Origin of the sequence: Pararhizobium sp. DWP3-4 (assembly GCF_049898205.1) — a bacterium.
In the GTDB taxonomy this organism is placed as follows: Bacteria; Pseudomonadota; Alphaproteobacteria; order Rhizobiales; family Rhizobiaceae; genus Pararhizobium.
In genome coordinates this window covers 275,220-289,484 of record NZ_JAFCXF010000002.1, presented here as the reverse complement: position 1 = coordinate 289,484, position 14,265 = coordinate 275,220, and the positions used below count along the sequence as shown (strand labels likewise).

General features: G+C 60.6%; 13 protein-coding genes. 7 read left to right on the top strand and 6 right to left on the bottom strand.

What is annotated here, in order from left to right; genetic code table 11:
* Positions 1–127 precede the first annotated feature (127 nt).
* Positions 128–1,489, top strand: a complete 1,362-nt coding sequence (locus tag ACP7E6_RS06575; protein ID WP_426228932.1) for a putative bifunctional diguanylate cyclase/phosphodiesterase — start codon at positions 128–130, stop codon at positions 1,487–1,489.
* On the opposite strand, the gene ACP7E6_RS06570 is transcribed toward ACP7E6_RS06575, so the two are convergent.
* Positions 1,453–2,424 (bottom strand): LysR substrate-binding domain-containing protein, encoded by a 972-nt coding sequence (locus ACP7E6_RS06570; protein WP_426228931.1) that lies wholly within the window; start codon positions 2,422–2,424, stop codon positions 1,453–1,455. The two genes, ACP7E6_RS06575 and ACP7E6_RS06570, sit on opposite strands and share 37 nt — an antisense overlap.
* A gap of 90 nt (positions 2,425–2,514) precedes the next feature.
* Between ACP7E6_RS06570 and ACP7E6_RS06565 the strand changes: the two genes are divergently transcribed.
* Positions 2,515–4,068 carry a trimethylamine methyltransferase family protein gene (locus ACP7E6_RS06565; protein WP_426228930.1) on the top strand — a complete coding sequence of 518 codons (1,554 nt, stop codon included), beginning with the start codon at positions 2,515–2,517 and terminating at the stop codon, positions 4,066–4,068.
* A 229-nt stretch (positions 4,069–4,297) separates the two neighbouring features.
* Entirely contained in the window at positions 4,298–6,346 is a 2,049-nt protein-coding gene (locus tag ACP7E6_RS06560) for an FAD-dependent oxidoreductase (RefSeq protein ID WP_426228929.1), read from the top strand.
* A 299-nt stretch (positions 6,347–6,645) separates the two neighbouring features.
* Here ACP7E6_RS06560 and ACP7E6_RS06555 read toward each other — a convergent pair whose 3' ends face one another.
* A complete protein-coding gene (locus ACP7E6_RS06555; RefSeq protein ID WP_426228928.1) occupies positions 6,646–7,245 on the bottom strand; it encodes a PRC-barrel domain-containing protein in 600 nt (199 codons plus the stop codon).
* Positions 7,246–7,440: 195 nt separating this feature from the next.
* Between ACP7E6_RS06555 and ACP7E6_RS06550 the strand changes: the two genes are divergently transcribed.
* Positions 7,441–7,818 (top strand): VOC family protein, encoded by a 378-nt coding sequence (locus ACP7E6_RS06550; RefSeq protein WP_426228927.1) that lies wholly within the window; start codon positions 7,441–7,443, stop codon positions 7,816–7,818.
* Between the two features lie 108 nt (positions 7,819–7,926).
* Here the strand turns inward: ACP7E6_RS06550 and ACP7E6_RS06545 are convergent, their stop codons facing one another.
* The 4 genes from ACP7E6_RS06545 to ACP7E6_RS06530 are packed head-to-tail and all read right to left on the bottom strand — an operon-like array spanning position 7,927 to position 11,165.
* A complete protein-coding gene (locus ACP7E6_RS06545; protein WP_426228926.1) occupies positions 7,927–8,811 on the bottom strand; it encodes an SMP-30/gluconolactonase/LRE family protein in 885 nt (294 codons plus the stop codon).
* Positions 8,812–8,813: 2 nt separating this feature from the next.
* The gene (locus ACP7E6_RS06540) at positions 8,814–9,446 is read right to left on the bottom strand and encodes a 2-dehydro-3-deoxy-6-phosphogalactonate aldolase (RefSeq protein ID WP_426228925.1); all 633 of its coding nucleotides are present in this window, start codon (positions 9,444–9,446) and stop codon (positions 8,814–8,816) included.
* A gap of 31 nt (positions 9,447–9,477) precedes the next feature.
* On the bottom strand, positions 9,478–10,395 hold the full coding sequence (locus ACP7E6_RS06535) for a 2-dehydro-3-deoxygalactonokinase (RefSeq protein ID WP_426228924.1): 918 nt from the start codon (positions 10,393–10,395) through the stop codon (positions 9,478–9,480).
* On the bottom strand, positions 10,395–11,165 hold the full coding sequence (locus ACP7E6_RS06530) for an SDR family NAD(P)-dependent oxidoreductase (RefSeq protein ID WP_426228923.1): 771 nt from the start codon (positions 11,163–11,165) through the stop codon (positions 10,395–10,397). The genes ACP7E6_RS06535 and ACP7E6_RS06530 overlap by 1 nt, the downstream gene beginning before the upstream one ends.
* Positions 11,166–11,323: 158 nt before the next feature.
* On the opposite strand from ACP7E6_RS06530, the gene ACP7E6_RS06525 reads away from it, so the two are divergent.
* The 3 genes from ACP7E6_RS06525 (at position 11,324) to ACP7E6_RS06515 (ending at position 13,964) form a co-directional block, all read left to right on the top strand.
* Positions 11,324–12,139, top strand: coding sequence for an IclR family transcriptional regulator (locus ACP7E6_RS06525; RefSeq protein WP_426229430.1), 816 nt, complete (start codon positions 11,324–11,326; stop codon positions 12,137–12,139).
* A gap of 216 nt (positions 12,140–12,355) precedes the next feature.
* Positions 12,356–13,096: a helix-turn-helix transcriptional regulator gene (locus tag ACP7E6_RS06520; protein ID WP_426228922.1), complete on the top strand. Its 741-nt coding sequence runs from the start codon at positions 12,356–12,358 to the stop codon at positions 13,094–13,096.
* A 112-nt stretch (positions 13,097–13,208) separates the two neighbouring features.
* The gene (locus ACP7E6_RS06515) at positions 13,209–13,964 is read left to right on the top strand and encodes a LuxR family transcriptional regulator (RefSeq protein ID WP_426228921.1); all 756 of its coding nucleotides are present in this window, start codon (positions 13,209–13,211) and stop codon (positions 13,962–13,964) included.
* Positions 13,965–14,265: the final 301 nt, after the last annotated feature.

The following is a 14,265-nucleotide window of genomic DNA, read 5'->3' as shown; positions in this document are numbered from 1 at the left end:
ATGTCAACTCCCTAGAATTAGGGAGAAGCATGCGGAAAGAGAGGAAGGGGCGCTTTCGAAATCTTAACCCTCCATGCCCATCGTCTGTTCCTGACACTGCCTTGAATCCAATCCTGGGAATGCGTTTATGAATTCTGCTGAAACACCGTCTCAGCACATCAGCCGGAACGATTTGCATGCAATGGCCTACACCGATCCGCTGACTGGATTGGGCAATTCCTACAGATTGCGCGACAAGGTGCGCGAAATCGCTGCCGATCGCGCCAGTGATCCCGCGCCGTTCACGATCGGCCTTGCCAATCTTGACGGGTTCAAGCCGATCAACGATCTCTTCGGCCCGGAGGCCGGTGATGAAATCCTCTGCCAGGTGGCCAACCGGCTGCTTGCCTGCGTGCCGGATGGCGCCACCGTGATCCGCGCCGGCGGCGACGAGTTCGCCTTCGTGTTGCCGCTGGTGTTCGAGCGCAAGGCCGCCGAAAAGATCGGCCATATGCTGAAAGAAGTGCTCTCGGCCCCTTTCGATCTCGGCGAGCGCAATGTCCGCCTGTCCGCCTCCTTCGGTTTTGCCGTTTATCCCTTCGCCGGCGAGGAATTCGAGGACCTGCTGAAAAGCGCCGACACGGCGCTCTATCGCTCCAAGCGGCGCGGCCGTGGGCAGATCACCGTCTATTCCCAGGAAATCGCCCAGGAGATGAAGCGCGCGACGCAGCTCGAACAGGCGCTGCGCAATGCCATCATCGCCGATGAGGTCGATGTCCATTTCCAGCCGATCGTCAGCCTGAAAAACGACACGGTGGTCGGTTTCGAGGCGCTCGCCCGCTGGTGCGATCCTGATCTCGGTTATGTCTCGCCGGCCGTTTTCGTGCCGCTCGCCGAAGAGCGCGGCTTCATCGATTCCCTGTCGGAAACGCTGCTGCGCAAGGCGGCCGAGACCGCGCTGCTCTGGCCGAAGGAACTGTTTTTATCCTTCAATCTGTCTTCGGCCCAACTGATGGACCCATCGACCAGCACCAATGTCCTGTCGATCATCCGGCAGGTCGGCCTTGATCCGCGCCGGCTGGAACTGGAAATCACCGAGACCGCCGTGATGACCGATGCGGACGTGGCGCAAAAGATCGTCACCGAACTTCGCGCCGCCGGTGTTCGCATTTCGCTCGACGATTTCGGTACGGGCCAGTCGAGCCTCGGGCGTTTGAGAGATTTCTCCTTCGACAAGGTCAAGGTCGACCGTGCCTTCGTCTCGCGCATTTCCGCCGACCGGGCATCCGAACATATCGTCAAGGCGATCATCGCCATGTGCGATGGCCTCAACCTCGAAGTCGTTGCCGAAGGCATCGAGGATTTCTCGGAAGCCTTGAAACTGAAGGGGCTCGGCTGCGGCATGGGGCAGGGCTATTTCTACGGAAAGCCGGCCGATTCCGTCACCACCCTGCGTTATCTCGCCGAGAATTATCACGAAGCCGGCCCGGCGCTCTCCGTCGCGGTCTGAGATTTTTCGCTCAACTCTCCCGCTCCCGGCGTTCCTTCCTCCAGAAGCCAGTCGCGCACCCGGCGTGCCTGGAGATTGAGCTCGCGCGAACGCGGCCAGACGACGTAGAAGGCCAGATCCGTCTTCAGCACATGATTGCCCACCGGAACGAGCGCGCCTGAGCGGACCTGCCGTTCGATCAGATGGTTCCATCCAAGCGCAATCCCTTCGCCGGCCAGCACCGCCTGGATCACCAGGACATAATCGTTCAACGTCAGCCGCCGCGCCTTGGCGGGATAGGACACGCCGGCGCTGGCAAACCATTCCTGCCAGCTGTAAGCCTGCCTCACCGGCTCCTCCAGGTGGATCAACGGATGTTTCAAAAGGTCAGCCGGCCGCTGCGGCATGCCGTTGGCTTCGACGAAGGCGGGCGATGCGACCGCGCAGATCACCTCGGGCGCCAAAAGTGCCGTATGATAGCGTGGCCAGTGGACCGGATCACCACCGCCGCGGACGGCTAGCGGGATCGGCTCTTCCTCAAGGTCCAGATCGCGCACGCTGGTCTGGATGCGCAGGTCGATCTCGGGCAGGTCCTCGCGTAGTTTCGTCAGCCGCGGCAGCATCCACATCGAGGCAAAGGCGGTCGAAGCGGCAAGCGTCACATTGGTCTCGCGGCGTTTGGCGCGGATTTCCTCGGCGGATTTCTGGATGCGCGACAGGCCGAGCGAGACGTCGGCATGGAATTTTTCGCCCGCTTCGGTCAATTGCACGGCCCGATGCACCCGGTGAAACAGCGGCACGCCGAGCTGCTCTTCCAGCCCGCGAATGGCATAGGAGACGGCGGCCTGCGTCATCGCCAGCTCATTGGCGGCGCGGGTGAAATTCTGATGCCTTCCGGCCGCCTCGAAGACGATCAGGCTGGAGGCAGAGGGCAGCAGGCGGCGAAGAGTTTCCATAAGGTGAGCTTATATCATGCCTCCAATTTTTCCAGCGTTACACTGGGCTTTTTCACGATTAGCCTCGATTAGGAAAAGGGGAGGCATCATATGGAAACGCTCTTGGCTACTGAAGCAGATCCGGCAAGACGCGCACGGCCCGCCCGCACGGCCCGGCGTGACAATGCGGCGAAGATCGTCGGCATTCCCTATATCGCCCGCAACATCCCGACCTACGATATCCTCAGCGAAGACAACCTCCAGAAGATCGAACGCGTCGCCGACCGCATCCTCAGCGAAGTCGGCATCGAGTTTCGCGACGATCCGGCCTCGCTGGATCACTGGAAGCGGGCAGGGGCCAAGGTCGATGGTCTGCTGGTGCGCTTTGAGCCGGGCATGCTGCACGAGATCGTCTCGACTGCACCGGCCCAGTTCACCCAGCATGCCCGCAATCCCGCTCATAATGTTGAGATCGGCGGCAGGAACGTCGTCTTTTCCCCGGCTTACGGTTCGCCCTTCGTCATGGACCTCGACAACGGCCGCCGCTACGGCACCCTGGAGGATTTCCGCAACTTCATCAAGCTGGCCCAGTCGAGCCCGTGGCTGCATCATTCCGGCGGCACGATCTGCGAGCCGGTCGACGTGCCCGTCAACAAGCGCCATCTCGACATGGTCTATAGCCATATCAAATATTCCGACCGCGCCTTCATGGGCTCGATTACCGCAGAGGACCGGGCGGAAGATTCAATCGATATGGCGCGGATCGTCTTCGGCCGCGATTTCGTTGATCGCAACTGTGTCATCCTCGGCAATGTCAACGTCAACTCGCCGCTGGTCTGGGACGGCACCATGACCAGATCGCTGCGCGCCTATGCCCGCGCCAACCAGGCGGCGGTCATCGTCCCGTTCATTCTCGGCGGTGCCATGGGTCCGGTCACCAATGCCGGGGCCATCGCCCAATCCTATGCCGAGACGCTGGCCGGCTGTGCGCTGACGCAGCTGGAACGCAAGGGTGCGCCGGTGATTTTTGGAAATTTCCTCTCGTCGATGTCGCTGCGCTCGGGCTCTCCCACCTTCGGTACGCCGGAGCCGGCGATCGGCTCGATGGTCATCGGCCAGCTCGCCCGGCGGCTGAAACTGCCGCTGCGCTGCGCCGGCAATTTCTCCAATTCGAAGCTGCCGGATGGGCAGGCGATGCAGGAAGGCGTCATGTCGATGCTGTCTGCCGTGCATTGCGGCGCCAATTTCATCCTGCATTCCGCTGGCTTCCTCGATGGGCTGCTCGCCATGTCCTACGAGAAATTCGTGATGGATACGGATTTCTGCGGCGCGCTGCATTCCTACCTCGCAGGCGTGGTGGTGGACGACAATACGCTCGCCATGGATGCCTTCCTGCAGGTCGGCCCCGGCAGCCATTTTCTCGGCTGTGACCACACGATGCGCAACTACCAGACGGCATTCTGGGATTCAGGCCTGTCCGACAACGAGCCGTTCGAGAAGTGGAGCGAGGAGGGCGGCTCCACCGACATGGCGGCGCGCGCCAACAAACGCTGGAAAAAGACGCTGGCCGAATACGAAGCGCCGCCTCTGGACGTGGCAATCGACGAGGCGTTGACGGAGTATATGACGAAACGCAAGAACAGCATGGCGGATGCCTGGTATTGAGGGGAGGGAGGGTTCACCCCTCACCAACTTCGGCCAAGCGATCGGCTTCGCCTCTCGCGGCCTTCGTATCCTCTCCCGCAAGGGGAGAGGAAGGTCTGCGCAGGGCGCCTCAGTTTTCCCTTTCCCCTTGCGGGAGAGGATAGCAAGCCCGCACGAAGCGAAGCTGAGTGCTTGGGCGCGCTGGTGAGGGGTATGACAGCATGACATTTGTAAATTGAGCCCCGAGATCATGATCGACACAAAAGACCCGCTTCTCCAGCCCTACCAGCTCAAGCATCTGACGCTGAAAAACCGGATCATGTCGACCTCGCATGAGCCGGCCTATTCCGAAGACGGCATGCCGAAGGACCGCTACCGGCTCTATCATGTGGAAAAGGCCAAGGGCGGCATCGCGCTGACCATGACGGCCGGGTCGGCGATCGTCTCGGAAGACTCACCACCCGCTTTTGGCAATCTCTATGCCTATTCCGATGAGATCGTGCCGTGGCTGAAGAAGATCGCCGACGACTGTCACGAGCACGGCGCCGCCGTGATGATCCAGCTCACCCATCTTGGCCGCCGCACCGGCTGGAACAAGGGTGACTGGCTGCCGGTGCTGTCGCCGTCGCCCGTGCGCGAAGCCGCCCACCGCGCCTTTCCCAAGGAGATCGAGGATTGGGACATCGAGCGCATCGTCGGTGATTATGCCAGTGCCGCCCAGCGCATGCAGGCGGCCGGGCTCGATGGCATCGAGTTCGAAGCCTATGGCCATCTGATGGACGGCTTCTGGTCGCCAGCGACCAACCATCGCGACGACGAATTTGGCGGCTCGCTGGATAACCGCATGCGCTTTTCCGACATGGTGCTCGATGCCGTCCGCAAGGCCGTCGGGCCGGATTTCATCGTCGGCATCCGCATGGTGGCGGACGAGCAATGGGATATCGGCCTGTCCCGGGAGGAGGGCGTTGGGATCGCCAGGCGGCTGGCCGGTTCCGGCAAGGTCGATTTCCTCAACATCATCCGCGGTCATATCGATCATGATGCGCATCTGACCAATGTCATTCCGATTCAGGGCATGGCCGCATCGCCGCATTTGGATTTCGCCGGCGACGTTCGCGCGGCCACGAAATTCCCCGTTTTCCACGCCGCCCGCATCGCCGATGTCGCCACCGCGCGGCATGCGATTGCCGAGGGCAAGCTCGACATGGTCGGCATGACGCGGGCTCATATCGCCGATCCGCATATCGTCAAGAAGATCATCGAGGGCCGCGAAAGCCAGATCCGCCCCTGCGTCGGCGCCACCTATTGTCTCGATCGCATCTATGAGGGCGGCGGGGCGCTCTGTATCCACAATGCGGCGACGGGCCGCGAGGCGGCCATCCCGCATGTGATTTCCAAGACAAGCGGGCCACTGCGAAAGGTGGTCGTGGTCGGCGCCGGACCCGCCGGGCTGGAGGCGGCCCGGGTACTGGCCGAGCGCGGCCATTCGGTCGAAATTCTGGAGGCGACCGGCGCGGCCGGAGGCCAGATTCTGCTGGCAGCCCGCAATCCGCGCCGCAAGGAAATGATCGGCATCGTCGACTGGCGCCTGTCCGAGCTGGAGCGGCTCGGCGTTCCCATCCATTACAATGTCTTTGCCGAAGCCACCGATATTCTGGAGCGAAAACCCGATCTGGTCGTCATCGCCACCGGCGGCATCGCGCAAAATCCGCTGCTTGAGGCGGGTGACGACCTGGTGGTGTCCAGCTGGGATATCATCGCAGGTGCCATCAAGCCCGAAGGTCCGGTCCTGCTTTACGATGACAATGGTGCGCATACCGGCATGACGGCAGCGGAAATGATTGCGGCCAGCGGTGCCGAGCTGGAGATCGTCTCGCCCGAGCGCATGTTCGCGCCGGAGATCGGCGGCATGAACCATGTGCCCTATGCCAAGGCCTTTGCGGAAAAGAATGTGCGGGTGACCATCAACACAAGGCTGAAATCGGTACGCCGCGAGGGCAATCAGCTGGTGGCGGTGCTGGGCTCGGACTATTCGGCGCATGCCTTGATCGAACGCCGCGTCGCCCAGGTCGTCGTCGAGCACGGCACCCTGCCGATGGCCGGCCTCTATCTCGAGCTGAAACCCCTGTCGCGCAATCTTGGCGCGGTGGATTACAAAGCCCTGATCCGCCAGGAAAACCCGATCAAGATGCGAAATCCCGACGGAGAGTTCGACCTGTTCCGCATCGGCGACGCCGTCGCCAGCCGCAATATCCATGCGGGAATTTATGACGCTCTAAGGTATGGGGTGCTGTTTTGAGTGAAACGCGGCGGTGCTTTTGTGCCTTACTACCGAGGCGAATTTGGGCCTCAAGCCGCAACACCTCTGTCATTCCTGTGCCTGTCACAGGAATCCAGCCACGCGACGTCCGTCGCGTGAAAAGAGTCTTAGCGCCACAGACGCGGCGCCACTGGATTCCCGCCACAAGGGCGAGGAAGACGGTGGGGATGTCGTCTCATGAACCAGCAGCCTCAATATGAAAAAGGCGCCACCCCAAAAGGTGACGCCTTTGTGTATTACCAACTATCCAAACCATTACTAATAGGTTGGATGCAGGCTTATTCAGCCGGCTTCACGTCCGTTGCCGGTGCCGTGGCCGACGTGGTTGTCGTATCGACCGGGGCATTGGCATTCTTTTCCGCAACCTGTTGCGACTTGGTCTTGAATTCCGGTGCGGCCTTCAGCGTATCGGCGGTTTCCGCCGTGGTCAGCTTCAGGTCGTCGGAATTCGGCACATCGGCGACGGCGATCGTATCGAGCGGAACGGCAACGTTCTTTTCGCCGATACCGAGGAAGCCGCCGACGCCGATCACGGCTGCTTCGACCGAGCCGTCCTTGGTAAAGATCACGTCGTTGATCTCGCCGATGCTTTCATCCGACGCATTGTAAACGGACTGGCCGATATAGGTGCTGGCGGCGATCTGGTCGGCCCCCTGTTCGGTCAGGTAACCGGCGCCAGACGCAGGCGCAGTTGCGGCTGCCTGGTCCATCGGCTTCTTCATCGCGTCGGCGGGCTGTTCGCCGGTCATCGGCGTTTCCATGGCCGGCGGCTGTGCCGAAGGCTGGGTGGTTTCCTGAGCAAAGCCCATTGGCGCGAAGATGGTGACGCCTGCAAAAAGTGCACCTGCAGCGACGGAAGTCACGAGTTTCTTGGTCATTGTGAACCTACCTTTTCGTTCTTTTTGTCGATCAAGGCGCGGCATCCAAAATCTTACCGCCGCACCGGTGATGCAGACACAACGTGGCAGGCCATGAGTGGTTCCGCAAAAAATTATGCAATTTTCGAGGGAACTTTTCGGTATATAAGCATGTAACGAAAACTGCTGCGTGCAAAACGGAAGGGGAATTGGGCGATGCGTTTGAACCAGGTGACAGTCACGATGCCGGATCTCCATGACGGTTGGCACTTTTATCAAACGCTCGGGCTGAAGCCGATCGTTGATGCACGACCGCATTATGTCCGCTTTGCCTGCCCGGACGGTGACAGCACGTTTTCCCTGCATCAGGGTGCAAACACTGGCAGCGGAACGACCGTCTATTTTGAGTGCGGCGATCTGGACGAAACGGTGCGTCGTCTGATGCAGTCCGGTGTGACGTTCTCTGGACCACCGGAAGACAAGAGCTGGCTTTGGCGCGAGGCTGAGCTGTTCGACCCAGGTGGCAACCGGATAGTGCTCTATTTTGCCGGGCCAAACAGAAAAGATCCGCCGTGGCGAATAGCTGATGCGTAGCCGCGCGAACTTGCGGGGCGATAAATTACGGAATGACAAAGCCGGGCATTGAACCCTGCTTTTTCATTCGTCTGTCAGTTTTGGCTTTTGTGCAGCATCCCCCAGCCTTCAGAGCTGATAAACCGGTTCGAAACGGCCCTTGACGGTAAGCCCGAGTTCAAACGTCTTGCCGGCATTCGGATCGGCCTTGCGGGCTGCGTCGTCCATGTCCTGCCAGGCGGAGGTTACCAGCAGGCGGTCCGCCTTGGCGCCGATGAACGCAGGGCAGCTGGACTGGGTGGCGGGGACGGCGTGGCGGGCAATCCGTGTACCGTCGTGCGCGTAGACATCGACGGCACCCTGGCCCCAGCGCGCATTCCAGATCAGCCCGCCGGCGTCGCAGACAGAGCCGTCGACATCGCCGGGATTGCCGCTCTGGTCGCTGAAGACCGTTGCCTCACCGGTCGGCAGACCGGTCGCCGGGTCGAGATCGACCCGCATGATGTGATTGATGGCGGAATCGACGAAATAGCCGATGCTGCCATCCGGTGAAAAGCAGATGCCGTTCGGAATGCTCACGCCACCGTAAAGCCGGGTCACCACACCCTTGGCAACATGATAGATCGCGCCGGCTTCCTTTTCGGCCTTGCGGCCCATGGTGCTGACCCAGATGCTGCCGGACGGATGCACGCGGCCATCGTTGGAGCGGTTGTTCGGATTGCTTTCCAATGCTGCGTAGGCCGTCAGTTCGCCGCTTTTGCTGTCGCGGATGAACAGGCCGCGATCCGACGCGATCAACTGGCGCAGAGGATCGATCACCGCCAGCACGCTGCCCATGAAGGGCAGTGCATGCAGGGTTTTGCGGCCACTTTCCAGATGCAGTTCATGCAGCTCGCGGCCCTTGATGTTGAACCACCAGGCGATGCCGGTGGCCGGATCGAAGGTCGGGCCTTCGCCGAGTTCGAGTGTCAGGTCGCTGAGGATACTGCCGGAAAAGGGAACTGTTTCGCTCATGCTCAGGCCCCGAACACTGCGTCATAGGCCTTGATCGTGACCCGCGCGCGCTCCGCAACCTCGGCAGCGTTCATGCCGGCCTTGTACAGGCTCGAGCCGAGGCCGAAGCTCTTGATGTCGATCTTGGCATAGTCGCCGAAATTGGTGTCGGAGACGCCGCCGACGGCGGCGATTTCCAGGTCCGGCGGCAGGATGGTGCGGATCGCCGCGATACCGGCCGGGCCAAGCACGCTGGCGGGAAAGAATTTGAGACCCGTTGCGCCGGCATGGGCGGCGGCCAGCGCTTCGGTGGGGGTGAGCACGCCGGGCATGGTGACCATGCCACGGGCAGCCGCAAGCGCGATCACGTCGGTCTCGACATTCGGGCTGACCATCAGCTTGCCCCCGACGCCGTCGAGTTTTTCCACCTGCTCGGTGGTTAACACAGTCCCGGCGCCGATCAGGCAGTTGGCGGGCGCCATCTTGACGGCAGTCTCGATCGAACGGAACGGATCAGGCGAATTGAGCGGAATCTCGATGGCGGTAAACCCGGCTTCGAGCAGTGCGCCAACCACGCCCTGCGTCTCCTCGGGCTTCAGACCGCGCAGGATGGCGATCAGCGGATATTTCATCGGCGGGAAAGGGATGCGGGTCATGACTGTTCTTTCTTTGAATAGGCGAGTGGCTTCAGGCTGGCCAGATGGCGTTGGCGGCGGCGGCGAGGCCCTGGCGAACGGCGGCATCGGCATCGATGGTCACGGGGGTAAGGTCGAGCGCTGACAGGGCCGATTGATAAAGACCGGCAAGCGCTCCGGACGCGACGAGGCAAACGCTGCTTCCGGGCTTTGCCGTGGCCAGCGCGCCGGCAATTTCGAGGCCGATCAGGGTTCCGGACAGCCGGGCCTTGGCATCATTGGCAGACAGCCCATGCAGCAACTGGCCGCTGCGCACCGTAAAGACCAGATTGGTGGCAAGGGCTGGAGTTTTGACGGCCCTGGCAACCGCACCGAGAAAGGCCGGGTCATCATTGGCAAAGGCGCCGGCATCGGCAACGGCATGGCTGAGGATCGAGTGCCTGGCGATGACGTCGAACAGTTCGCCGGTCATGAAGGTGGAGAAACCATCGACGATGCCGCCGGTGACGCGCACCCACTTGCTGTGCGTGCCCGGCATGCAGATCAGATGACTGCCGTTGCCGAGTTGCGATATGGCGCCGAGCAGCTGGGTTTCCTCGCCGCGGATCACATCGGGCGCGTCTTCGTTGCGCTGGGCAAGGCCGGGCAGGATGCGGATATCCCGGTTGGTATCGGGCACGGTGACGGCCGCCTTGACGATGGCGCCGAGCGGAGCCGGCGTATCGAGATAGCCTGCCTCGACCCAGCCCTGGCGGGCACCCGCCATGCCGCAGACGATCACCGGCAGATGCGGCGGTGCTGCAACAGCAGCAAGATGGGATTCGAGGATGGCGGAAAAACCGGTCTTGGTGGCTGTCGTCATGCCTTCGCCGCTGCGGCGTTCGGCAAGGATCTCCCCGCTTTCGCTGATGACCCACAGGCGGAAACTCGAGGTTCCCCAGTCCACTGCCGCATAGGATGCTGCCGTCATTAAAATACGCCTCCGTCGATGATCATGGCCTGAGCCGTCATGCGCGCCGAACAGTCGGAAGCGAGATAGAGACAAGGCCCCACCATGTCTTCAGCGACGAGCATGTGCTTCAGGCACTGTTTTTCCAGCATGCCGGCAATCGCGGCATCGTCTATCCAGAGCTTCTTCTGTCGCTCGGTCACCACCATGCCCGGCAGCACCGCATTGACGCGGATAGTGTCCGGTCCGAGCTTGCCGGCCAGCGATTTGGTCAGGCCGACGATACCCGCCTTGGCGGTCGCATAAGCGGGGATATCACCCATATTGAGCATGAAGGCGATCGACGAGAAGTTGATGATCGAGCCGCCACCGGCCCGCCGCATATGCGGGGCGGCGGCCTGGCAGGCAAAGAAGACATGGCGCAGATTGACCGCCTGGCTCTCGTCCCAGCTCGCTTCGGTCACGTCCTCAAGCGGTTGACGGTCGTCGCGCGCGGCATTGTTGATGAGAATACTGAGCGACCCCATTGCGGCAGCGGCCTGATCGACGGCGGACTTTATCGCGGCAATGTCGCGCAGATCGGCCTGGATGAAAACCGGGGCATGGTCGACCGCAGCGGCAAGCCGTTCCACCAGCGCGATGCTTTCCGATTCGGCAATGTCGATAAAGGCAACGCGCGCACCCTGCCGCGCAAAGCCTTCGACCAAAGCGGCCCCGATGCCCGAGCCGCCGCCGGTGATCAGGACGCCACGCCCTTTCAGGTCGTGAAATTGTGCGGCTGGCAAGGCCATGATTGTGTGCTCTCCCGGATGCAAGCCATCTCAACGCATGCTTGCTTTTACATGTTAACTGTTCCATTATTTGGAACGGTATCTTATTATTTGGAATTATCGCGCTGGAGATGTTGGCTTGTCAAGTCAATGCCCCGGCGTGCGGCAAATGGACAGGCATGATGGAACGCGACCAAACGGATATGTCTTCTTCGGCTTCTGCACACCATAGCGGGACGGGCACGCTGGGCAAGGTTCTTTCCGTGCTGGAGACGGTCGTGACGTCGGACCAGCCGCTGCGGTTCAGCGATATTCTGGCCCTGTCCGGCCAGCCGCGTGGCACCCTGCACAGGCAGCTCTCCCATCTCGTCGAAGAAGGATTGCTGACGCAGGGGCGTGATCTCTGCTACGAGCCCGGCCTGCGATTGCTGAAGTTTGCCTACCGTTCCTGGTCGAAGAACCAGTTCCGCGCCGTCGCCGCTCCGCATCTGCGGCGCCTGCATGAAGCAACCGGCGAAACGGTTCATCTGGGTGTGTTGCGTGGTACTGAGATCATCTATGTCGACAAGGTCGAGAGCCGCCAGACGGTGCGGATGCAATCGCAGATCGGCAATGCCTCTCCAGTCTATTGCACCGGCCTTGGGAAAGCGGCGCTGTCCGTGCTGCCGCCGGACCGGCTCGCCGACACGCTGAGCCAGCTGACTTTCCGTCGTTTTACCGCCAATACACATCTTTCCGTGGCCTCTTTGATGCATGATCTGGACGAGGCCCGTTTGCGGGGTTATGCCTTTGATCGTGAGGAACACGAAACGGAAATCCGCTGTGTTGCCGCTCCGATCCATGATGCCGGGTTCGATCTTGTCGCCGGCATATCCGTGACGGGGCCGGCATATCGGGTGACGATGGAGCAATTGGAAAACTGGGCACGCCCTGTTCGCCAAGTGGCCCTGGCGATCAGCGAAGACGTCGAAATCCGTCTTGGCCCTGGCCGTTAGACTTTGGTAATGCCTTTACGGTGAATGGCGAATCGACTGGACGTGGGGAAATCGGACCTGTAGTTTTAATATATCAGATTCTGTGCCTGCCGACGTTCGAAATCCCGCCTCGAAGACGGGATTGCCGGGATTGAAACCGGCAAGAAAGCCTGGGGCGCGGCGGAACGGATTTCGTGACGCCGAATCCTTTGGGTGCGGGCCTGGAAGAGGTAGAAAATGGTGGATTTCAGCGGACATCTATCACCCTGCACGGTTACCGCGGAACAACGGGGGACCGAGACGATGACGCGGGAAGCGGATGTCCGGCAGGCTTTGGAAACAGTCTCGCATATCTACGGCTTTCACGGCTTTCTGGTGATGGTCGTGCCGGCAAAAACCTGCTCCAGCCTGTCCGATACGGTGGTCATGACGAATTGGCCCAAGGATTTCCTGATCAACTATGATGCGGCCAATATGATGGCAGGCAGTCCGGTCATCGCCCGTCTGCGCAAGAGCACCATTCCCTTCACCTATGATACCACGCTTGATTCCCCGAGGCGCTCGGATGGCAGGGGAAGCGAAGTCCTCAGCCTGTTCGAGCGGGTCAACCTGCGGCGCGGCGTCTATATCCCAGTCCACGATGTGCACGGCACCTGTGGCGCGATCGCTTTTGGCGGCAATCGCGAACTGGTCAATTCCGCCGAATTGAAGGAGTTGACCTACAAGGCCGCTCACCTGTTCGGCCGGCTGAGTGAACTCAGGGATATCCGCGCGCCGATGCCCGCAGTGCTGTCGCGGCGCGAAGTCGAATGCCTGCACTGGGCGGCCGAGGGCAAGACCACCACGGAAATGGCGAAGATCCTCGATCTGTCGGAATACACCGTCAACCACTACCTCAGCCGCGCCACCCGCAAACTGGATTCTGTCAATCGCGTCCAGACCGTGGCAAAAGCGATACGTGCCGGATTGATCAATTGAGAAATGTTTATGAATGCAAGCAGGAAACCGGCATGATGCGTAGGGTGAAATATCGGGCAAGCCCCAACGGGCTTGGCCGGCAACGCACTCAACTGTGCGGCGGAGTTTGTGAATGCGCGATACGTTGATGGCAGAACCGATTGAAAAAGAGCAGTCGCGCGGCGGAGATTTCGCCTCGGATATCGCAGCACTGGAAACCCAGTTCGATGCGATCCGCTACATGAAAAGGATCACCCAGGCCTTCGGCTTCAAGGCGTTTCTTGTCTGCATGGTTCCGTCCTTCGACGCGGACAAGCTCTCCAGCGCCTCGATCCTGTCCAACATGCCGGCGGATCTGGTCACGACATATGACAGCATCTCGCTGCTGAAACATTCGACCGGCATCCGCCGTCTGAGGGAAACCACGACGCCGTTCCAGTTGACGCTTGACGATTGGGAGAAGGAGAGTGGCCGCCTGCCGCAGACGAACGAGTATATCGGCATGTTGCGAGATCACGGGATTTTGCAGGCTAATTATTTCCCGGTTCACGATGCCGATGGCAGCCGGGCCACGGTGATCTGGATGGGACGGCGTGCTGATCTGCCGATGTCTGCGATGATGGAACTGCAGATGATCGCTATCCATGTCTACAACCGCCTGACGGAAATCGGCTCGTTCTGGAAGGGTGCCCCCGTTGCGCTGTCGGAGCGTGAAATCCAATGTCTCAATTGGACTGCCGCCGGCAAGACGAGTTCGGAGATTGCCGGGATACTTGGCCTGTCCGAACACACGGTCAACCACTACCTCAACCATGTCAGCAAGAAGCTGGATGCGGTCAATCGCACGCAAGCTGTCGTCAAGGCGATGAAGAAGGGCTATATCAGCTGAGTGCGCTTGCTGCCGCCCGGCCAAGATTTAAGCAGCCCCTGCGATTATTGCTGGCTTTTTAGATGAACATTAAGATTTGCAGCGCACCTTTACTGCCGGTGGAATGATTTCACTGGGAGGATGCGTCAACACTCCTGTCTTCGGTATGACCGGGGAAGGATCGTCAGACGCTGTTTACATTGCCGGCATCGTTCGTCTGGAAGGACGCATTGCACTGCCGGATGAATGCATCCCCCGCACCATTTTCCAAAATGATATTCATGTGACGCAGCAACACGTGTGGCCTTCGCCCGTTGCCGTC